Raw genomic sequence first — 20,524 nt, forward strand, 5'->3', positions numbered from 1 at the left:
AATCCACGATAGCGCTTCGGCGGGCGCGAATACCGCATCATGGCACGCGATCCCGGGCGCCAACCGCGGAAAGCACCCATTCGCACAATTCGCACGACACCACGGCTGGGCCGGGCGGGGAAATCACGGATTCGCCCAGTAGCGCTCGCTCGTGCGCTTCCCCCACCGCATGGCCCCATTCGGCCAGGGCATCCGCGTCAGTCGCGTCCACTTCGCCCAGGATGGCGCCGGTGGCCGCTGCACCGCGGTAGTATTCGGCGGCGCGCCGGATCCGGAACGCGGGATCGCCGCCGGACCCGGACACGGCTTCGCTCTCGGACACAGCGGCCATCGCCCGGGATAATACGGTGCCGAGGCGCGGCTCGCCGTCCTCGGAAAGCAAGCGGAATGATTCCGCGAATAGCATGTCCCCGCGCAGGGTCCCCGAAAGGCACGTTACATCCCGCGCACGCCAGCCTTCCTCAGACTGCGGGGCGCGGTGTATCAGAATCGCGCGCCGAAGCAACTCGACGGCGACGCCTGCACGGACGAGCCGATCGGCATCCGGCAATCGGGAGGCGACAGCGATCATCAGCCTGGGGCCGAGCAATGCACCGCCCGGCTGGGTTCCGTCCAATGCCGATACGTTGTCGGCGATCCTGCGCAACACAAGCTCGGCTGTCTCGATCGTCGCCTCTGCGCTTACGGACACCCCGGATGGTCTCCCAGCCACTGAAGCAAGCCATCCACGTCCAGGTACTGCTCCGTCAACCGCTCCAGTTCGGCGATCTTCTCGGTATCGCCGCTCCGGATCTTGACGATCAGGCCGTGCATTCGGCTGGCCGTTTCGAACGTATCCTCCTGCACGACGACGATGGGGATCTCCGACTTTCGGACCAGGTTCATCACGGATGGATGCGGGTGCTCTCCGCATGTAAGGATTATGCCCGCCATGCTCTGTTCATGCTCGGCCGCGCGCTGGCTGAGGGCCGCCATGATGAGGTCATCCCTGTTGCCCGGCGTAATCAGCAGCGAACCTGGGAGGAAATAATCAAGCGCCGCGTGGGGCGGCATCGCTCCGATTACAAAATGCCGGACCGGGGTCTTCATTTCGGCGGCGCCGGACAACACTTCAGCGCTCAGGTCACCTACCAGTTGCTCAATGCTTGGACTGGACAGCACCTCGTTGTACGGCAGGACGCCCCAGACCTTCAACCCGTGCCTCTGGAGCCCCATCGTGACATACCTGTTGATCTTGACGTATTTCGACGGCTCGACCTTGTTCACCACTACGCCGGCGATTGGGACGCCTTCGCGATCGAATACCGCCTTGTTCAGGCATATCTCGTCGATCGGCCGGCCGATCCCGCCCGCCGAAACGATCAGTACCGGCGCGCACAGCAATTTGGCCACGTCCGCGTTGGAAAGATCGAATACGGAGCCAACACCCGCGTGACCCGTTCCCTCAATGACCGTGATATCCGCACCCGCCGACGCCCGCGAATAGCAGTCTCGGATACGTCGAATCAGGTCATCGCGGTGGGGATTGTCCAGGTATGCCTCGGTGAACCCGCGCGGCACAGCGACAGGGCTCATGTCCTGCAGTGCGAAATCCAGCCCGGCCGCCTCCTGAATTAAAACGGCGTCCTTGTCAATCCGCTCACCGTTCACTTCCAGGTAATGCTGTCCGACGGGCTTCACGTAGCCCACCTTGGACACGCGTTTCTGCAGCGCGAGCACAAGGCCCAGCGCGGTCACCGTCTTGCCATCGTTCTGCCGAGTTGCCGCTACGTATATATTCATGAACGTCCAGGAATCGGGGAACGGGCCGGGCGCCATTTGCCCCGCCCCTGCAGCCTTCTCCTGACTACAGATTCGGGTTGTGCTTGCCCCACTCACTCACCGGGGGCAGTACGCCCGCGGCGATCACTTCGTCCCGCAGCGCCGCTACGTGCTTGTAGGACTCCCGGAGAGCCGCCATATCGTCGTCCAGCCCCTGGGGCGCCACGGGAGAGATACCAGACGGGGTGAATTTCACATCCGCCGCCATCATCACCTTGGCGAACTCGCCGTCGCGGAAATACGCACCGCATGGCCAGGGGTAGCCGCCCACATTGATGCGGCCCCGCAGCATCTCAACGCTCTGGTGGCTTGGGGATTGGTAGGATGATCTGCCGCGCAGCTTGATGATGCGCGCGCCGCCGGTTCGCGTGTGTTCCTGGATGCCGGCCCACTCCGCCGCCGAAAGCGCTTTGCCGTTGACCTTTGCGCCGGCCAGGATGGCCGGCAATGAAACGCCCTGCACCGCGATCCCGCCTTTGAACACCGCCATCTGCTCACCGTGCCCGCCATAGGTCCGGCATCCGGTGACATCATCTTGCGCCACGCCGAAATGCTGGCTTAGCCTCGTCTGCAATCGGGTGCTGTCCAACGCGGCTAGAGTGCTGACGTGGCCCGCCGGAAGCCCGGAATACACAAGCGTGGTCAGCCCGGTGATGTCCGCCGGGTTGAAGATCACCACGACGAATTCGGCGGCTGGGCAGTATTGCTTGATATTCTCGCCCAAGCCCTTGGCGATCTCGCAATTGCCCCTCAGAAGGTCCTCGCGGGTCATGCCCTCTTTGCGGGGCGCGCCACCCGACGAGATGATATACGCCGCCCCTGAGAGCGCTTCCGCAACATCGGTCGTGTAAGTGACGCGCGCGCCGGCGTATCCGCAGTGGTATATTTCTTCCGCCGCGCCCTCCAACCCCTGGGCGAAGGGATCGTACATCGAGATGTTGTTCGCGGTTCCGGTAGACAGCAGGTCCTGCACGAGGTTCGAGCCGATGGCCCCGGCCGCACCCATAATAGCTACCTTCTTGTCCGTCAGATACATTTCCCTGTGCCCCTTTGCTGATTAAGCGTAAATCGATATTACTGTAATCAATTGTTGGAACATTCCGCCGCACCGTTCAAATTGGAAGGAGGTTTTCGGGTGTTTATCGACCTTGACATTTCAGGAGGACAGAGCTTCCCGCACGAACACAGGAATCTCCTGTATGGTGTCCGCAACGCGTACCCCTGCCGTGTTCAGCGCATCGACCTTAGCCTGCGGGGTGCCCGTCTTGCCGCTGATGATGGCGCCCGCGTGCCCCATGCGCTTGCCGGGCGGCGCAGTGCGCCCGGAGACGAAGCCGATGACCGGCTTTGTCATTGTGCGAACGTAGTCCATCGCGTCCTCTTCATCGGAACCCCCGATTTCGCCAACCATCACCACGACTTTGGTTTCCGGATCGGCCTCAAACAATGGGAGGACGTCCACAAAGGACGTTCCGAGGATGGGGTCGCCGCCGATGCCAACGACGGATGTCTGGCCAAGCCCGGCGTCGGTCATGAGCTTGACCATCTCGTACGTCAGCGTTCCCGACCTTGAGACAAGCCCCACAGGACCGACGGAGTGGATATGGCCGGGCAGGATGCCGATCTTGCATTTTCCGGATGAGATGACACCGGGGCAGTTTCCGCCGACCAGGCGCGAGTTCGACCGCTGCACGCGGTTGTACACCATGATCATGTCGTTGATCGGGATACCCTCGGTGATGAGCACGATGAGGGGAATGTCGGCGTCCACGGCTTCGAGCACCGCATCCGGGGCAAAGCGTGGCGGCACGAATATGCACGTGGCGTTCGCGCCGGTCGCCTCAACGGCACCGCGCACCGTATTGAACACCGGCACGCTGTCCGCGGCAACCTGTCCGCCCTTGCCGGGCGTTACGCCCGCCACCACCTTGGTCCCGTACTCCAGCATCTGCCGCGTATGGAACTCGCCTTCACGGCCGGTGATGCCCTGCACAATAACCCGCGTCGTCTCGTCAATCAGAATGCTCACGTCGCCGTCCTATCGTTCGTAGTCCGTTCACCGGAACCGGCGACTCACCGAGTCGCCAGCACGATGGCCTCCGCCGCCTCATGCATCGTCGCGGCGGGGGTTATCCCCGCGGCGCCGGCGAGAATCGCGCGTCCCTCGTCCTCGTTGGTGCCGGTAAGCCGGACGACCAGCGGAACGGAGATGCCGAGTTCGCGCTGTGCGTTTACAACGCCGGTCGCCACCTCGTCGCAACGGGTGATGCCGCCGAATATGTTCACCATCACGCCACGTACACTGGGATCCTGGAGGACCAGCCTGAGGCTGTTCAACACCATCCCGGCCTTGGCGCCGCCGCCGATATCGAGGAAATTGGCCGGGCTGCCCCCTGCCGCCTTCACTTCATCGAGCGCGGTCATCACAAGCCCCGCGCCGTTGCCCACGATCCCGACTTCGCCGCTCAGATGTACGTAGTTGATGCCCAGGCGCTGGGCCTCGGCCTCCAGGGGATCTTCCGCCGCGCCCGCCCCCATCTGCTCGAGTTCGGGGTGCCGGAAGAGAGCGTTATCATCGATAACCATCTTGGCATCCGCGGCCACAACGTCGCCTGCCGCCGTCACCACCAGAGGGTTGATCTCCGCGAGCCCGGCGTCTTTGTCAATGTAAGCACGGTACAGGCCTCCGAGGACCTTTGGAAGCGCCGCGATCGCTTCTTTTCGCAGGCCGGCGCCATAGCCCGCCTGTCGTATCTGGAAATCGCGAAGGCCCTGTTCGGGGTCGATCCACACTTTGGTGATCTTCTCTGGTGTTTCCTCCGCCACCTGTTCTATGTCGATACCGCCGGCGGCGGAGATGATCACAGCGTTGCGCCGGGCCTTTCGGTCGGTCACGATGCCAACGTAAATCTCGTCGACGATATCCAGGGCGGGTTCGACCAGAACGTGGTCAACGGTGAGGCCTTTGATGTCCATTCCGAGGATGCGCGCCGCAAGTTCGGCGGCTTCATCTGGGGACTTGCCGACTTTCACGCCGCCGGCCTTGCCGCGGCCCCCGACCAGAACCTGGGCTTTGATGACAACCGTTCCCCCCTGGCTCTCGGCCGCCGCCCGGACCTCGGCGGGGGTCTCGCAGACTGTTCCCCTGGGAACGGGAACGCCGTATTCGCGCAGAATGTCCTTCGCCTGGTATTCCTGAAGTTTCAACGAGGATGCCTTTCTTACAGGTTATGCTGTGATTGTGCCGCGGAACCGGCGCCACGGTCAATCTTGCGATAAATCAGGCGCATAACTGTAACATCGCAGGGAAGCATAATGTTCCCGATGCGCGCCTTCGGGACTGTCCGAAAGCCTTCCGACTATGGTTCCTACGGCAACTTGCGGACGGGGAAACGCTGGATGATCGGCCAGTCGCCAACAAGCTGAAAGCCGTATTCCTCCGTTCGCCCGGCTAGCCTGATCCGCACCTGTTCGACGCCTTTGTTGTAGGGATTGCACGCTATAGCAAGCAGGGTCTTCCGGTCGGCGGAAAGCTTCGCGCGGACGAGGGGCTCCTTGTGTAAACTCGCGTAGCTTGGATAACGTTCATCCCCGGTGCGCCACACATCGTTATCCGATGTGCGAAGCTCCGGCATCTCCCATGCCGTCGCGGCCTCGATGATGTCTTTGTTCCGGCCGGCCTGCCACATACCCAGAACGTGGTAATTGTAGAAGCCAAAGTACTTCAGGTAATAGTTCAGAGGCGTCTCGACGCCGTTTATCGTGCGCTTGACGTTCGGCTCGCCGATCCGCCAATCGGAGTAGTCCCGCAGATCCTCGGAGTAATGCGCGCCAATATCCCAGCACTGGAGGCCATCCATCACGCAGTGGCCGAAAAGAGATAGTGCGTAGGTCGCGGACGCGGGAACCTGGTGTTTGACGCCCTCGAGGCGCACCTTTCCGGCCCCGTCCGTGAAGCGGTACTGGGAGAGCGGGTAGCCGTCCACGAACTCAACCTGAATCCAGGTGGAAAGAACGTTGGGGACCTGAGGGCGGGCCAGCTTGCCTTGCTCCCATTCCTGCACAAAAGCGTAAAGCTGCGAGGGCTTGGAGTTGTTGATCCAGTAGACCGAGGGATTCCCGAAGTTAAGGTCGCACCGACTGAAGACCGGGTTCAGGTCGGCGGAAGGATGGTCATACTTTCCACGCCACTGTCTGGCGCCGCTCTCATCTACCACGCCGGTCGGCTTCCCGTCCAGGACGCTGTCGAAGATGCGGAAGGAAGTGTTGACGACACCCACACCCCAACATCCGATGAGAAGGTCCGGGCGACGGGCGCGAACGTCGCTGATGAGCCTGGCGAAACTGTTGAATTGGTCGTCCTTCCACGCGTAACTGCCGGGAGCTTCGAAGTCGGGGGTAATGATAGCGCAGGTATCGGCATAGTGGTTGAAGGGCCCGATCTGCCAGTTCTTCGGGTCGGTGGGGTCTACCGCGAAGCCGTCCCGGGCGCCGTCATAGGCGATCCACTCGTTATCGGTAAAGAGGTGCGCCCGGCGCGCCCGGGTCCCCTGCGACCCGCCGGGAGACATCGCAATGGGCGATACGTGGGTGAAGCCGAAGTCGTACAGAGGGCACTGCCCCTTGCGGTCGCGCTGACGCGCCTTGGCAGCGCCCTGCCACAGGGCGTATTTCCCGCGGGGCAGGCTCCAGCCGGATGGGAACCAGCCGCCTTCGTCGAAATCGTATGCCAGCCGATCGGTCGGGATATGGAACCACGCGGGAAGTCCGATTCGCGGTTTGCCGCCCAGCAGGATGATTTCCTGGTAGGTTTCCCGCACATCCCACGGTTTGGCCGGGTTGTAGAACTCGACGGTCAGATTGACCGGCAACCCCGAGAACTCGGGGCTGAACTTATAGCCCTTAAGCGGCACGTCCATAGGCAATCCCATGTTCACGGTCCATCGCTTGCCGCAACCGGTTACCTGGTACGTGTCCCAGGCGGTATCGGTCACTGTGAGGCCGTCCGCAGCCACCACGCAGTTCATCGTAAGGACGTTATCGTGGCTGCGGATGCCCGGGGTGATCTGGGGCCAGAGTTTGACGGCCGGTGGTTTGAGGGGACGCGTTGCATCCTTACCCTCGACGCGGTCCGTTGAGGCAATGGCGTCCACCGGGCCGAAGGCTTGCGAGATGAATATCGATCCAAGAGACAGGATGTGGAGTGTTCTCAAAGCCGGGTCCCCCGCCCTATTATGGCGCCGGGGCGCCGGCGGCGCAGCATAGCGTTCACGATTGCTGGCTGCCTACGACATCGCTCGGATGCTCTCCGATTTCTGAGGTCTCCTGTTGCAGGCGCGCGCTGCGACGGCGGATCAAAGCGTCTTGCGTGCGCGACAGGACCCAGAGCAGCGTTACAACCTGGCAGAGGACCGGAATCAACCAGCCGAAGCGGTTGTAAATCGTGCGTCGGCCATCCCCGAATGCCGGGTAAGCCTCTATCGCGCCCTCCACACCGGCATCCAGCGAGCGACGGACGCGGCCGGACGGACTCACTATCTGGGACGGCCCCGGCGCCGAACATCGCAGGATCCCTATGCCGTTTTCCGCGGCCCGCAGCGGAGCGACGATTGCGTGCTGGGCCTGCTCCAATCGCGGCCAGTTTGATGGCTCACCGCTCGGTACAACGATGAATCGCGCGCCGCTCCGGGCCAGCATCCGCGCGTTTCTCTCGAAAGACAGGTCAAAGCAGATCGTCGCCCCGAACGGGACAACCCGGTCTCCGAGTCGCCAGAAAAAGACCGGATAAGCCGCGCCCGGCTCGCCATCTTTGAAGAACGGCAGGGGATTGTGCTTTTCGTAGACACCCTTGCGCCCGCCATCAGGCCCAAGGACATAGGCCGCGCTGCTGTATCTGTTCTCACCCCTCGAAGTGGTCCCACCGAATACCAGCGCCACGTTCCGCGAACTAGCCCAATCGGCGATCCTGGCGTAGGCGTCAGGGTCTTCCGTGTCCGTGTTTTCCAACGCATATTCGGGCCAGGCCACAATCGTTGGAATGGACCTGCGCTCAAGCGCCGCGTCGCTCCGCGCCATCAACTCGCGGATACTGTGAGATCCCGATTGGATCAGCACAACGCGACCGGTCTTCGCCGTTGGCTGGTGCCTCGTCGCATCCTCGCGCATCGTGCCAGAAAGCATGAGGGCAATGCCCCCCGCCACGATAATTGACGGCCACCATTGCCTTCGACACGCCGCAACCAAGCAGGTCGCAATTGCCAATATCAGGAATGAGAGCCCGTATACGCCAACGTATCCGGCAAGGGGTAGTATGAGGGGGCTATTGTGCTGGCTATACCCCATGGCCAGCCATGAGAATCGCAACGGCCATTGTTCGCACCGCACATACTCCACAGCCACCCAGAAGCAAGGGATCAGCAACAGGCGTCTGCCGAGGCCGCAATCAGCCGGCAGCGATCGCACCAGCACGCAGAACACCGCCATGAACAGCGCGAGAAGCCCCCAGAGCGCGACGGCCGGGAACCCGAAGATGGCGTACAGCCACCGGAAGTTGATCGCATAGAGGGCATATCCCGTGAGAAAGCCGAACCACTCCGCACTGCGAAGGGACAGCCGGGGGATCACGATCAACAGCGGAACCGGCGCAAACCAGGCGATGTATGGCAGGTTGAATGGAGGGAAGCAACGCGAGTAGAGCGCTACCGTCAGTGTTCCCGCAAGGATGGCGGCGATCAAACGGTGCAGTTTCGCACGGTCCGGCTTCATACATGTCATGACGTCCGGACGCTGGCACGGCGTTCGATTGTTGAGGGTAGGGAAAGCCCTATTCGACGATGCTGTCCACAGCGAGGTTCAGACCCGGCAGTGCAGCCGACTTCACGAAGTCGCCTCGTCCGAAGAGGCCGCATCGCGCATGGGATTCGCCCTCAAGGCTAAGCACCTCTATCGTCTCAGCCTCGGGGCTCACGAGCCAAGCCTCCAGCACACCAAGAACCGCATAGTCAGCCAGTTTCCCTGCCAGCGACTGACGCCGCTCGTCAGAGGAGAGAAGCTCTACAACCAGGTCTGGAGCGACTTCGATCGCCGGCATCCGCTGGGCATCCCGGCGCGTGCGAATGCCGGTCTTGTCCGAGTTCAGGTAACACATGTCCGGCTGCCGCGTCCGGAGCTGGGGGGCCTTTCGGATGATGATATCTATAGGCGCCGCAATCACTACGCCCAGTTGATTCTAGCGAACATGGTCCTTCAACGAGGAATACAGCTCGCCAAGGAGCCATTGATGGTCGAACGATGGCGCAGGCGACATGATGAGTTCTCCGTCGATCACTTCGTGTGGCTGTGTTGTCCGCGGCATCTTGAGCCATTCCGCGTACGTTATGCCTGTTTTATCCGATCGTCGGGTAGCAATCATAAGCCCATTCTACCCATATCCAACCCCGCTCAACGACAACGGCCCTTTGCAGCGATTCTGCAAAGGGCCGCTCATCGTTCAACGTTTCCGCTAACCCTCCTCCTCGTACCGTTCCTTCAGGGCGCGGACGACCGCCGGATCGGCCAGGGTGGTGGTATCACCAAGCGCGCGCCCTTCAGCGATGTCCCGCAGCAGGCGGCGCATGATTTTGCCGCTCCGCGTCTTGGGCAGATCGCCTGCGAAGATCACGTCATCCGGGCGCGCGAACTTGCCCAATTTCATGGCGACGTGTTCCTTCAGAACGCCGGCCAGCTCCGAATTGGGCTTCACGCCTGATTTCACAGTGACGAACGCGGCGATCGCCTGCCCTTTGATATCGTGGCTCCGGCCGATAACCGCGCTCTCCGCGACGTCCGGGTGATCGACCAGCGCGCTCTCGACCTCCATGGTGCTGATGCGGTGGCCCGCCACGTTCATCACGTCGTCCACCCTGCCGAGAATCCAGAAGTAGCCGTCCGCGTCCCGCTTCGCGCCATCCCCCGTGAAATAGACCCCCGGGAATTTGTCGAAATACTGTTCCTTGTACCGCTCCGGGTCGCCCCAGATGTTTCGGAGCATGCCGGGCCACGGCTTGCGGATAACCAGGTACCCGCCGCCCACGGCGACGCTGTTTCCCGCCTCGTCCACGATATCCGCCGAAATTCCCGGGAACGGCTTCGTCGCGGAACCGGGCACCGTTGGCGTGATGCCGGGAAGCGGCGTGATGAGGATATGGCCGGTCTCGGTCTGCCACCAGGTGTCCACGATGGGACAGCGTCCCCCGCCGACGTGCAGGTGGTACCACATCCACGCCTCCGGGTTGATCGGCTCGCCCACCGAGCCCAGAAGCCTCAACGACGTGAGATCGTGTTTGTCGGGGAATTCCGGCCCCCACTTCATGAAGGTCCGGATGGCGGTTGGCGCCGTGTAGAGGATGGAGACACCGTACTTCTCGATGATGGACCAGAAGCGGTTTTTCGCCGGGTAGTCCGGGGCGCCTTCGTACATCACGCACGTCGCCCCGTTCGCCAGCGGCCCGTAGACGATATAGGAATGCCCGGTCACCCAGCCTATGTCCGCCGTGCACCAATAGACATCGTCTTCCTTGATGTCGAAGACCCACTTCGTGGTGGCGTATACCCCCGTCAGGTAGCCGCCGGTCGTATGCAGTATTCCCTTGGGCTTGCCGGTGCTTCCGCTTGTGTAAAGAATGAACAATGGGTCCTCGGAGTCCATTTCCTCCGGCTCGCAGACCAGTTTGGAATGCTCTTCCATCAGGCGATGCCACCAACGATCGCGCCCTTCTTTCATCGGCACCAGGGCGGCGTTTTCCGTGCGGTTCAGGACAACCACGGTCTGGATGGTGGGCGTCGATTTGAGCGCTTCGTCCGCCGTTCTCTTGAGTGGTACCGCGATGCCGCGCCGGTAGCCGCCGTCCGCTGTGACCAGGACTTTAGCCTGACAGTCATTGATTCGATCGCGGATGGAATCCGGGCTGAAGCCCCCGAAGATGACGCTGTGGACCGCTCCGATTCGCGCGCAGGCCAGCATCGTGATGACCAGTTCGGGGACCATCGGCAGGTAGACCGCCACGCGGTCGCCCTTTTGAACGCCGAGGTACTTCAGGACGCTGGCGAACTTGTTGGTCTCCCGCCAGAGGTCGCGATAAGTGAGTACCCTCTCCTCGCCGGGTTCTCCTTCCCAGATAATCGCCGCCTTGTTCTTGCGGGGGCCGTTGAGGTGCCGGTCGAGGCAGTTGGCGCTGACGTTGATCTTGCCTCCCACGAACCATCTGGCGAACGGAGGCTCCCATTCGCATGTGGTCTCCCACGGCGTTGTCCAATCCAGTTCCCGGGCGAAGCCGTCCCAGAAGGCTTCGGAGTCGTCTCCCGCTTTGGCGCCGATATCGGGATCGTTGATGTTCGCCTGTGCCGTAAACGCGGCGTCCGGCTGGAATGTGCGGTGTTCCTCTAATAGTGCTTCGATCGTCTGCCCGCTGAACTCTGTGCTCATTCATTCTCCTTTCCGGTGGAAAGCTATGAGACAATCTTATTCGGTGGCGTAACGGCATAGCAAACCACCGGGGCGACACTCTGTTGATCGGCTCCTATGGCCTTAACCGCCAAAAATGCGCAGGGTTCCGCGGGACGGTTGTCCCACGGAACCCCTTCCAACCACGATGCGACGCTCCGCCGCTCTACCCGATGCCGTGTTCCTTCTTGATCCGGTTGATCTGCTCAACACGGAATTTCATGAGGCCGATATATGTCTGGACGAAATCGCCGACCGTCAGCGGGCCGCGCTCGGAGTGAATGGCGGTTCGCTGCCAGTCCTTCCGGCGAAGGTTCGCCAGCAAATCCACGTTGACCTTGCGCAATGCCACCAGCAGGGCCAGCGCGAGGTCATAGTCACGCTCCTTATTGTCGAGGCGGCGCGCCCATTCCACTTCGTTGTACACTTGCACCGTCGCGTTGTCTTCCGCCAGCGCGCGCCGGATGCGGTCGCTGGCGACGATCTCGGAATCGGACAGGTGGACGATGATCTCATGAATCGACCAGCGATCCGGCTCGGGAACCGCATCGATAACGTCTTTCGAAAGGCCTTTGACGGCCTGGACGACCATATCGGCGCCTTCCTCATACTCTTGAAGCATCTGCAGGTACATAGAACTCTCCCAATCACCGGAACCAAGCCCGGCCGGCGCCATCCGCGCTCATATGAAACGTAATTTCTCGCGCCGCGCAGCCACCCGGCGGCCAAGCGGCGCATACCCTCACGCTAGTTTTGCGATAACCGCGTCGGCGTATTCCCGGGTGCCGACGGCCGACGGATCGTTGCGGTCCGCCTTCATATCATAGGTCACCGAGACGCCCTCAGCGATAACCGAAGCCACCGCCCGTTCCATACGATCCGCCGCATCCTTTTCGCCGATGTGCCTCAGCATCAGCATTCCGCTGAGGATCCCGGCCGTCGGGTTGACCTTGTTCTGGCCTTTGTACTTGGGTGCGCTTCCGTGTGTCGGCTCAAAAACAGCAACGCCGTCGCCGATGTTCGCGCCCGGCGCAACGCCCAGACCGCCCACCAGGCCGGCGCACAGATCGCTCAGGATGTCGCCGTACAGGTTCTCCGTCACCAGAATATCGTAGTTCTCAGGCTTCTGAACGAGTTGCATGCACATCGCGTCCACCAGCACTTCATCATACTCAACGCGGCCCTCGTACTCCTTCGCCACTTCCCGCGTGCTCCGATAGAACAGGCCATCCGTGAACTTCATGATGTTCGCCTTCGCGATGGCGGTCACCTTGCGGCGTCCATTCGCCAAGGCGTACTCAAAGGCGTAACGCGCGATGCGCGTGCTGGCGGCGCCGGAAATGGGCTTGATGGAAATGGCGGAGTGCGGAGCGATGCGTTTCGTGTTGAACGCGCGGATCTGTTCGGCCTCCGGCGAGTCCACGTCGAACTCCACACCCGCGTACAGGTCTTCGGTGTTCTCGCGCACGAGTACCAGATCCACGTTTTGGTACCGGCTTCGGACGCCGGGATACCATTTGCAGGGCCGCAGGCAGGCGTAGAGGCCCAACTCCTGACGCAGCGCCACGTTGACGCTCCGAAATCCGGTGCCGATCGGCGTCGTGATCGGGCCCTTCAGCGCGACCTTGTTCCGCCGGATGCTGTCGAGCGTGTCCTCCGGCAGGGGCGTGCCGGCGGACTCCATCACATCAACGCCCGCGTGACGTACTTCCCATTCGATCTTCGCGCCGGTCGCGTCGATGACGCGCCGGGTCGCTTCCACGAGTTCTGGTCCGGTGCCGTCACCGGGGATCAGGGTAATTTTGTGCATGTCAGCATTCAGCATTCAGCATTCGGCATCCAGACTCGCAGTCCCCGGGCGGGGTCTGGATGCTGAATGCCGGATGCTGAATGCTGTTGATTCCTTTCAGTCGTTTCCGAAAATGCGGCCGATGCCGCCGATCTGGCCCAGCAATCCGCCCGCGCTGCTTTCGCCGCGCGGCGATGAAGAGCCCGCGATACGTCCAACCAGCCGGCTGAACGGGAGGGTCTGGAGGATACACCGTCCGGGGCCGGCGAGCAAGGCTTGGAACATGCCTTCCCCACCGAAAAGCACATTGCTGAAGCCGCCCACGAACTGTATGTCATACGTCACGGTAGGCTCGAATGCAACGATGCACCCGGTATCCACGCGAAGGGTCTGTCCCGGAGTCAGTTCAAAATCCAGGAAGGTGCCACCGCCGTGGATAAACGCATTGCCCTGTCCGCGCAATTGCTGCAGCACGAACCCTTCGCCGCCGAACAGGCCCGCGCCAAACCGCTTGGTGAATGCCACCGTGATCTCAACGCCTTCGGTGCTCACCAGGAACGAGTCGCGCTGGCAGAGCCAGCCTTCGCCCTGAATCGGCAGCTCGCGGAGCGTTCCCGGATACGGGGCAGCGAAAGCCACCTGGCCCGGCGCGCCGGCCGCTCGAAAGTGGGTCATAAACAGGGTTGCGCCCGCCATCAGGCGCTGGAGGCCCCCCATGATGCCGCCGCGCATCTGCGTGTCCATCTGGACGGCATCCGTCATATACAGAAACGCGCCGGCCTCCGCCTGAACGGATTCGGACGGGGCGAGGTCCACGATGAGCGCCTGCATGTCTTCGCCAACCACTCGAAATTGCATCGTCTGGTCCAGTCTGGAGTATTGAAAATTGAGAATTGAGACCGCGGATCCGGTATCTGGCCCCAATTCTCAATTCCCACGTCTCACCTTTTGTCGATGGGCACAAAATCGCGCTTCGTGTAACCAATGTAGTCGCAGCGCGGCCTCATGATGCGGTTGTCGTTCAACTGCTCGATCACGTGGGCTGTCCACCCCGCCATGCGGCTGCACGCGAAACTCGGGCTGTAAAGCATCACCGGGAGGCCGAGATCGGCGAACACGCTGGCGCTGAAGAAGTCCACGTTGGCGTTGATCCCCTTCTCCCGCAACACCGTCTCGTAGACGATCTCGCTGATCCGGAAATACTCCTCCTTGCCCGCCTTGATCGCCATCTGCCGGCCCATCTCGCGCAGGTAGGCCGCGCGCGGGTCAACCGTCTTGTAGACGCGGTGGCCGAAGCCGGGGATCTTGACCTTGTTCGCCAACTGCTCCTTCACCCACTCCTCGGGATCCTGGCCGGTCTCCGCGAGGACGGTGAGGTATTTCATCACCTGCTCGTTGGCGCCGCCGTGGAGCGGACCGCCAAGGGCCCCGATTGCGCCGGTAACTCCGGCGTACATGTCGGCGAGGGTGCTCACGATCACGCGCGCGGTGAAAGTGCTGGCGTTGAACTCGTGATCCGCGTGAAGCACCAGCGCCACGTCGTACGTCCGGGCCTCGGTTTCATCCGGCAATTTGCCGGTAAGCATGTACAGGAAATTTGTGGCCTCATCGCCGGTATCCAGCGGCTCGATGGGCTCCTGGAATGCGCGAATGCGTCCAATGGCGGCCGTCAGCGTGTGCGTGCGAGCAACCAGGCGTATCGCTTTGCGAAGGTTCGCCTCGGGGTTGTTCACTCCTGCGTCCGGATCGTACATTGCCAGGGCGCTCACCGATGACCTTAACCAGGCCATCGTGCGGGCCGTATGCGGCAGGCCGGACATATACCCGAGAAGACCGACTGGGACCTTGCGATTTGCGCGCAACTGCGCCTTCAGATCCTCCAATTGGGTCTCATTGGGAAGATCGCCATGCCAGAGAAGGTAGACGATCTCTTCGAAGCAGCAGTTGGCGGCAAGGTCCTGAATCTCGTAGCCGCGGTAGATGAGGCGGCCTTCGTCGCCGTAGACATTGGAGATTGAGGACTGTCCGGCGATGACGCCTTCCAGCCCCGGATGTTCAACGGTGGCCATGTTTCCTCCTTGCCCATAGCGGGCAGAAGATGCGCAACAGACGGCGCGCGTAGGGACCAAGTGGGTGTCGCCGGTGACCGACCGGAATCCAGACATGGGACATGGAGCGCTCACGTGCGATCCCGCTGTCCCTGGGTGAATAACCTGAGTCGCCACGATCCCCGGTGAGTTCCGGGGCGGTCCTGTATTCCCGGAATTGATAACACCCCGACAACCAGACGGTTCCCTGCCGCATTGATTGGCCATGGCCCATATACCGACCGGGCGTAGATGAGTGTTATTCCCCACCATTATAACACACAAAGCCGAGACAACCTGACACCAAAACAGGGGGTCGATCCTGCCCCGGAATCGTGCGCCATTTGCGGTGGCTCGCCTGCCTGCCCGCCCCGGGTGAACGATGCCGGAGCACGCATCGCTTCGTCTCCGATTTGGCGCCCGTCCAAGCAGGCGCTGCGGGGATCATCACGACGGCGCAGCACTGCCGGTGCAGAGCGGTTGGGGTAGGCGGATGAACACACGAAATGGCCGCTACATCCACAGCGCACGAACCGTCCGGCGAGGGGAACGATCAGGCGCCGCGGCCGAAGATGAGCGCCGTGGCGGCCTGAACGGCCTGCGTTCGGTTTCGGACGCCCAGTTTGCGATAGATGTTGGCGCAGTGGAACTTCACGGTGTCCACAGACAGGTACAGCGATCCGGCGATGGACGCATTGGACCGCCCATTGGCGAGCAGCACGGCAATTTCCAGTTCGCGCTTGGTGAGATCCAGCGCGGTCAGCTGCTCGATCCCCGGTTGCGTCTCCGAATCGGGGCGCGCCTGTTCGAGACGCGCCGGCGCCTCGGCAGCGAGGGTCATGACCTTGTGAAGGGAGCGGTCGAGGGCAATTTCGGCATCTCGCAAATCGGACAACTCCGCAGGAGTCATCGCGACAAGAGCGTGCGCCTGGTGGGCCAGACTGGAGAGATGCTCGATGAAGTCGTTCGTGATGCGGATGGCGCGGCTCTGACGCCGCTCCGATTCACGCTCGAGGGCAGCTATGCGTCGCCGGCAATCAGCGTGGCCCGCATCATCGTGAAGGATGCGCGCGCCACGATCGGCCAACGCCTGGAGGAGCTCGATCTCCTGTGGGTCGTAGGCGTCGGGTTCGTATGACTGCACAGACATGACGCCGACCAGATGGCGCCTTCCGTCCTCGCCGATGGTTCTCATCGGCAAGTGCATCGCGGAGCTTGAGAAGCGCGACTTGTCGCCAAAGGAAAACCCCGCGCGCTGCTTTTCCACGGTGGCCTCAGACAGGAAAAAAGGACGCAGGTTTCGCACCACCCAGGAGGTTGGGCCGTCGCCCAGGGGCACCGTGCAAGGTTCTTCCAGCGCATCGCCATCGCGGTTATACGCGAAATTCAGGGTGTCCGATTCCGCGTCGTAAAGGCAGATGTAGAAGCAGCTGGTCGAACCGAGGCGCGAGGCGGCCTCGTACAGCAACTCATACAGCGCATACGAATCGCCAAACCGTAACGCCCCGATTCGGGCCTCGACATCGGCGATCATTTCGAATACGTCAAGTCCGGCAGCAGGCATCATGAATCCACCGTTCGCTAATACGTTGCGGCCCGTGCCAACAAAGCCTTACGCCAGGCTAACGTATATTTGCGTGTAATGTATTATGAGATACACTGGGGCCACCAGTCAATATGATTGGCATTGACCGGCGGCCCCTTATGCTCCTTCACGAAACGGCAGTTCGCCCGATGCTACCCCAGGCGCATCTCCCAGAGCCGCCACGGCTCGAAAACGCTCATCCAGCCCTTGTCGTTGTGAAACTGGATGCTCAGGCCCATGGTCTGGTACATCTGCGGCGCCAGGCCGATATCGGGGTTGTGCGGCATGGCGATCTCGATGACCGTTTTGCCGTCCACAAGCCGCAAAATGCCGTGCGTGCCCTTGCCGCTCGTTACGCGGACCTCTTTCGGCTCGGCAGATGCATTCCGCGCGTCCAGGCTCATCTCGATCTTGTCTTCAGTGAAGAGTCCGGTGTTCTTCGGCGTCAACTGCACATCCATCGTACACGGCTGATCGATGACCGCGGCCAGGTACACGGCGTTTTCGTCCCACTGCAGGTACGTCTCGCCTTTGAAGGGCCCATTCAGTGTGGAAAGCGGTTCCCACTCGCCGGGGGATATCACACCGTCCAGCACAGGGGTCTTGCGCGGACGCTCCTGCTTCTCCGGGTCCAGCGGCCACGGATCGCGACCGTCGATCACGCCATCTCCGTCGGTGTCCTTCTTGCGGGGATCGGAGCCGCCAAGGATGCCGGCCATGGCCTCCTGCAGGTCCGTGAGGCCGTCGCCGTCCGTATCGATCTTGCGCGGGTCGCTTCCCATGCGCTTCTCGTCAAGCGCAAGCTTGGGCTCGTTGTCCGGCACGCCGTCGCCGTCCGCGTCGGCCGTCAGCTCGATGTGCCCCACCCCATTAGCCGGCAGCCAGAACCAGTCGTTCACCGGCCATTCGCGGAAGATGAACGCGTTGCAGTCGTACTGCCCGCCGAAACGGCCGGGGTGGATCGTATAGTCCGGGTGGTTCAGCCAGAACTCCGGATAGCCGGCTCGATCGAAGAAAGCGTCCACCTGGTGGTTGTACTCGTGCGTCATCAGCCAGGCGACCATGCCGTCGGCCGCGAAGGCGCTGTAGCCGTACGGCGTCAGACCGCCGCCACCCACCTGCCCGCGGGCTTCCAGTTGGTCTGCCTTGTAGCCCGGCGTTACCCACGTGCACACAACGCTGTCGTAGTCCTTGATGTGCTTCCCGGCGAAATCCGCGGAGGCCACAATGTCCTTCTTCACTTGGTCCACCGGCGGGATGGCGTCCTTGATGTCCGCTTCCGCGTTCTCAATGACGGTGTAGTCAAGATCCAGGTTGACCTTGAAGTGCGTGTTGCGAAGGTAGAACTCCTTCGCGCGGGCCATCATACGCGGGATTCGATCGCCAAGTTGCTCGCGCGGCATCGCGTACTTCTCGCCTTTATTACCCGTCTTCAGGTAGATCGCAACGATGATCTTCAGCGTCACGTACTGCATCTGGCCTTTGGGCGGCGCTGACAGGAACGAGTACTGCTTGGAGCCGGGCTCGGGTGGGAAGGTCCGCAACGGCGGCGAGATGTGGTACTTGTAGACCGAGTTCTGCTTGAGTCCGTTCAGGTCTATCCGGACGCTGCCGTCCGGCCCTGGTATGGCGTTGTACGGGTTGATGAGAACTTTGCCCTCGGGATCGGCGTAACCCAGGAATGCACGACCGGGCGCCTCGGTCTTCCAAGTAATGGTTGCCGAATCGCCGGCGACTTCCACGTGCGGTCTCGGCTCCGGTACGTCTGAAGGAATCACCACGATGCGGTTGTGGTCTGAATCGGCGAGGAAGATGGTGTCGTCCGGGCCGATGGCTATCCCGCCTGGCTGTCCGATGCCGCCGATGCTGAAGCCGGCGAAACTCGCCACGCGGTCGCCCTTCTGGTCGATCACTCGCACACAGCCGCCGCTTTCGTAATAGCCGAGGTTGCCGAGGTGGACGATCTGGTTCTTGCTGTTCACCGCCAGCGATTTCGGAGCCAGCCAGCCGGGGATGGAGCCGGCAGGTTCGAGGGCCATCTCGCGGGACCCGTTACGCAGAGCGAGGATGCGGATCGTATTGTCTGCGGCGTCCGCGACCAGCACGCGACCGGCCGGGTCCATATACAGGCCACGCGCGTCCTTGAACGGGCCAAGGCTGCTTCCGCCGCGCCCATTCGCATCGCGAACGCTGATGCTTGTAGCGGTCGCCACGATGAAGCCGCTCAGGTCACGGGCTGGCCACGAGCCCAGTGTGCCGGCATCCATCCGGGCGCTCTCGACCAGCAGGAAATCGCGCGCATCGGTATCAGCGGGGACGTTTTTGACGAACTTGCCCGAATCATCAAACATAGCCAGCCGGTTCAGCGCGCGGTCAAGGACCCAGGTGTTCTTGTGGCCGTCGATACGGATGGGGCCGGGATCGAGAACCTGCCCTACCCCGCGTCCGCGCGGAGCAAATGAGCGCAATATCTTGCCGGCTTTTACGTCCATTACCGCAACGGTGTCTTTGCCGCGGTGACTCACATACAGGAGGCCTTCCGGTCCAAAGGCCAGCGATTGTGGCGCGTTGAATGGCTCGATGATCTTGAGACCCTCGGCTTCCGCCGCGCTGAGGCCGTATCGGCGTTCGTAGTTCGTAAACGCATTGGCTAGAGAGGATTCAATACCTACAAAGCCATCCATGAAATGCAGGTCGGCGTTCTTTCCGACAACCTTGCCATCCAGGAGGACGTTGTACTTGCCGAGATCGCTGTCTACCGCCACGGCCAAGGTGTGCCACTCGTTCGCCGCGATGGCGGTGTTGTAGATGCCGGTCTGCTGGAAGTCGCCCTTAGAGTCCTCGTAGCCCCAGATGACGAATTCCGGATCCACGCGCACCATCTGGCAGTTGAAACGGTTATCGCGACTGCTCATGTTCCAGAACAGACCCCCTCCGGCAGGGCCTCCCAGCGATTTCGTGCGAACCGAGATCACGTACTGCCCGGTTGGCTTGTCGTCCATCGACGCGCCCTGGTCATACTGCTCGGTACCCGTCTGGCGATACTCGCCATCCTGGATGACCCAGGTACCCAGGAACGGTTTCCACGTCGGCGAGCCGTTACTCCCCGCCGCATATTTGCTGAAGTCGTCGTGAAAGGTGGTCTGGGCGAATGCTGCGGTTGCAATGGCAAAGGCAAACAGCAGGACTGCTACCTTTCGCCCTACCCCGGCTCGCTTAGGCTCGCCACCCCTCCCTGAAGGGAGGGGTTCCCAGTTTGGTTGGCTGTGGGGGTTCCGTTTCGTAGTCATTCTTTGATATCTCCTATGAGCCCAGTACGGGTACGGCCGGTATCCGAGATGATCCCCAGCACGTGAGTGATACGATTCTGTATGTCCTCATTAGTGAAGCGAAGGACGAGCAACCCTCGGGATTCCATGACCGCATCCCGCTGGGCGTCGGAGTCTCGCTGGGTTTCATGGATCGGCCCATCAACTTCAACAACCAAGCCTGCGGTATGGCAATAGAAATCAGCGATGAAACCGTCGATCACCTGTTGTCGTCGGAAGTGCAGTCCGGCACATTGGTTCGAGCGGACATTTTGCCATAGGACCGCTTCCGCCGACGTCGGCGCTTGCCGCATTCTAACGGCCAACACCTGCTTTTCCGCACTATGACCTCCCGTAACGATACCTCTGCGATCAATATCGTTGTCCAAAATCAGAGAACCCTCCAACACGCGAACCCCTCCCTTCAGGGAGGGGTGGCGAGCCTAAGCGAGC

17 protein-coding genes are annotated in these 20,524 nt (G+C 61.7%); all 17 read right to left on the minus strand.

From position 1 onward, the window contains the following. Nucleotides 1–37 precede the first annotated feature (37 nt). Complete coding sequence (locus VGM51_18595) at nucleotides 38–691, minus strand: hypothetical protein (protein ID HEY3415048.1); 654 nt, start codon at nucleotides 689–691, stop codon at nucleotides 38–40. Further along, nucleotides 682–1,782: an AAA family ATPase gene (locus VGM51_18600; protein ID HEY3415049.1), complete on the minus strand. Its 1,101-nt coding sequence runs from the start codon at nucleotides 1,780–1,782 to the stop codon at nucleotides 682–684. Before VGM51_18600 ends, VGM51_18595 begins: the two co-directional genes overlap by 10 nt. A gap of 64 nt (nucleotides 1,783–1,846) precedes the next feature. After that, nucleotides 1,847–2,857 (minus strand): malate dehydrogenase, encoded by a 1,011-nt coding sequence (locus VGM51_18605; GenBank protein HEY3415050.1) that lies wholly within the window; start codon nucleotides 2,855–2,857, stop codon nucleotides 1,847–1,849. A 120-nt stretch (nucleotides 2,858–2,977) separates the two neighbouring features. Then, nucleotides 2,978–3,850: a succinate--CoA ligase subunit alpha gene (gene sucD / locus VGM51_18610; protein ID HEY3415051.1), complete on the minus strand. Its 873-nt coding sequence runs from the start codon at nucleotides 3,848–3,850 to the stop codon at nucleotides 2,978–2,980. 44 nt (nucleotides 3,851–3,894) lie between these two features. Further along, entirely contained in the window at nucleotides 3,895–5,028 is a 1,134-nt protein-coding gene (sucC, locus tag VGM51_18615; GenBank protein HEY3415052.1) for an ADP-forming succinate--CoA ligase subunit beta, read from the minus strand. 161 nt (nucleotides 5,029–5,189) lie between these two features. Continuing rightward, complete coding sequence (locus VGM51_18620) at nucleotides 5,190–7,034, minus strand: hypothetical protein (GenBank protein ID HEY3415053.1); 1,845 nt, start codon at nucleotides 7,032–7,034, stop codon at nucleotides 5,190–5,192. A 55-nt stretch (nucleotides 7,035–7,089) separates the two neighbouring features. Then, entirely contained in the window at nucleotides 7,090–8,586 is a 1,497-nt protein-coding gene (locus VGM51_18625; protein HEY3415054.1) for a nitrilase-related carbon-nitrogen hydrolase, read from the minus strand. Nucleotides 8,587–8,644: 58 nt separating this feature from the next. Then, nucleotides 8,645–9,034, minus strand: coding sequence for a Uma2 family endonuclease (locus VGM51_18630; protein ID HEY3415055.1), 390 nt, complete (start codon nucleotides 9,032–9,034; stop codon nucleotides 8,645–8,647). Between the two features lie 15 nt (nucleotides 9,035–9,049). Further along, entirely contained in the window at nucleotides 9,050–9,232 is a 183-nt protein-coding gene (locus VGM51_18635) for a hypothetical protein (GenBank protein HEY3415056.1), read from the minus strand. A gap of 90 nt (nucleotides 9,233–9,322) precedes the next feature. Further along, a complete protein-coding gene (gene acs, locus VGM51_18640) occupies nucleotides 9,323–11,284 on the minus strand; it encodes an acetate--CoA ligase (GenBank protein HEY3415057.1) in 1,962 nt (653 codons plus the stop codon). Between the two features lie 184 nt (nucleotides 11,285–11,468). Continuing rightward, a complete protein-coding gene (locus tag VGM51_18645) occupies nucleotides 11,469–11,936 on the minus strand; it encodes a DinB family protein (GenBank protein HEY3415058.1) in 468 nt (155 codons plus the stop codon). A gap of 108 nt (nucleotides 11,937–12,044) precedes the next feature. Continuing rightward, entirely contained in the window at nucleotides 12,045–13,112 is a 1,068-nt protein-coding gene (locus VGM51_18650; protein HEY3415059.1) for an isocitrate/isopropylmalate dehydrogenase family protein, read from the minus strand. A gap of 96 nt (nucleotides 13,113–13,208) precedes the next feature. After that, complete coding sequence (locus VGM51_18655) at nucleotides 13,209–13,949, minus strand: TIGR00266 family protein (protein HEY3415060.1); 741 nt, start codon at nucleotides 13,947–13,949, stop codon at nucleotides 13,209–13,211. Between the two features lie 83 nt (nucleotides 13,950–14,032). Then, complete coding sequence (locus tag VGM51_18660) at nucleotides 14,033–15,160, minus strand: citrate/2-methylcitrate synthase (protein ID HEY3415061.1); 1,128 nt, start codon at nucleotides 15,158–15,160, stop codon at nucleotides 14,033–14,035. A 571-nt stretch (nucleotides 15,161–15,731) separates the two neighbouring features. Continuing rightward, complete coding sequence (locus tag VGM51_18665) at nucleotides 15,732–16,745, minus strand: LuxR C-terminal-related transcriptional regulator (GenBank protein HEY3415062.1); 1,014 nt, start codon at nucleotides 16,743–16,745, stop codon at nucleotides 15,732–15,734. A 170-nt stretch (nucleotides 16,746–16,915) separates the two neighbouring features. Beyond that, nucleotides 16,916–20,053, minus strand: coding sequence for a hypothetical protein (locus tag VGM51_18670; GenBank protein ID HEY3415063.1), 3,138 nt, complete (start codon nucleotides 20,051–20,053; stop codon nucleotides 16,916–16,918). After that, entirely contained in the window at nucleotides 20,050–20,385 is a 336-nt protein-coding gene (locus tag VGM51_18675; protein ID HEY3415064.1) for an endonuclease domain-containing protein, read from the minus strand. The genes VGM51_18670 and VGM51_18675 overlap by 4 nt, the downstream gene beginning before the upstream one ends. Nucleotides 20,386–20,524 lie beyond the last annotated feature (139 nt).

The organism is Armatimonadota bacterium (assembly GCA_036504095.1).
In the GTDB taxonomy this organism is placed as follows: domain Bacteria; phylum Armatimonadota; class DTGP01; order JAKQQT01; family JAKQQT01; genus DASXUL01.

Excerpts from the sequence above, each read along its gene's own strand:
- VGM51_18605 (HEY3415050.1), bottom strand. The coding sequence starts at position 2,857 with ATGTATCTGACGGACAAGAAGGTAGCTATTATGGGTGCGGCCGGGGCC.
- VGM51_18635 (HEY3415056.1), bottom strand. The coding sequence starts at position 9,232 with ATGATTGCTACCCGACGATCGGATAAAACAGGCATAACGTACGCGGAA.
- acs (HEY3415057.1), bottom strand. The coding sequence starts at position 11,284 with ATGAGCACAGAGTTCAGCGGGCAGACGATCGAAGCACTATTAGAGGAA.
- VGM51_18660 (HEY3415061.1), bottom strand. The coding sequence starts at position 15,160 with ATGGCCACCGTTGAACATCCGGGGCTGGAAGGCGTCATCGCCGGACAG.
- VGM51_18655 (HEY3415060.1), bottom strand. The coding sequence starts at position 13,949 with ATGCAATTTCGAGTGGTTGGCGAAGACATGCAGGCGCTCATCGTGGAC.
- VGM51_18670 (HEY3415063.1), bottom strand. The coding sequence starts at position 20,053 with ATGACTACGAAACGGAACCCCCACAGCCAACCAAACTGGGAACCCCTC.
- VGM51_18665 (HEY3415062.1), bottom strand. The coding sequence starts at position 16,745 with ATGATGCCTGCTGCCGGACTTGACGTATTCGAAATGATCGCCGATGTC.
- VGM51_18600 (HEY3415049.1), bottom strand. The coding sequence starts at position 1,782 with ATGAATATATACGTAGCGGCAACTCGGCAGAACGATGGCAAGACGGTG.
- VGM51_18675 (HEY3415064.1), bottom strand. The coding sequence starts at position 20,385 with ATGCGGCAAGCGCCGACGTCGGCGGAAGCGGTCCTATGGCAAAATGTC.
- VGM51_18625 (HEY3415054.1), bottom strand. The coding sequence starts at position 8,586 with ATGAAGCCGGACCGTGCGAAACTGCACCGTTTGATCGCCGCCATCCTT.
- VGM51_18650 (HEY3415059.1), bottom strand. The coding sequence starts at position 13,112 with ATGCACAAAATTACCCTGATCCCCGGTGACGGCACCGGACCAGAACTC.
- VGM51_18645 (HEY3415058.1), bottom strand. The coding sequence starts at position 11,936 with ATGTACCTGCAGATGCTTCAAGAGTATGAGGAAGGCGCCGATATGGTC.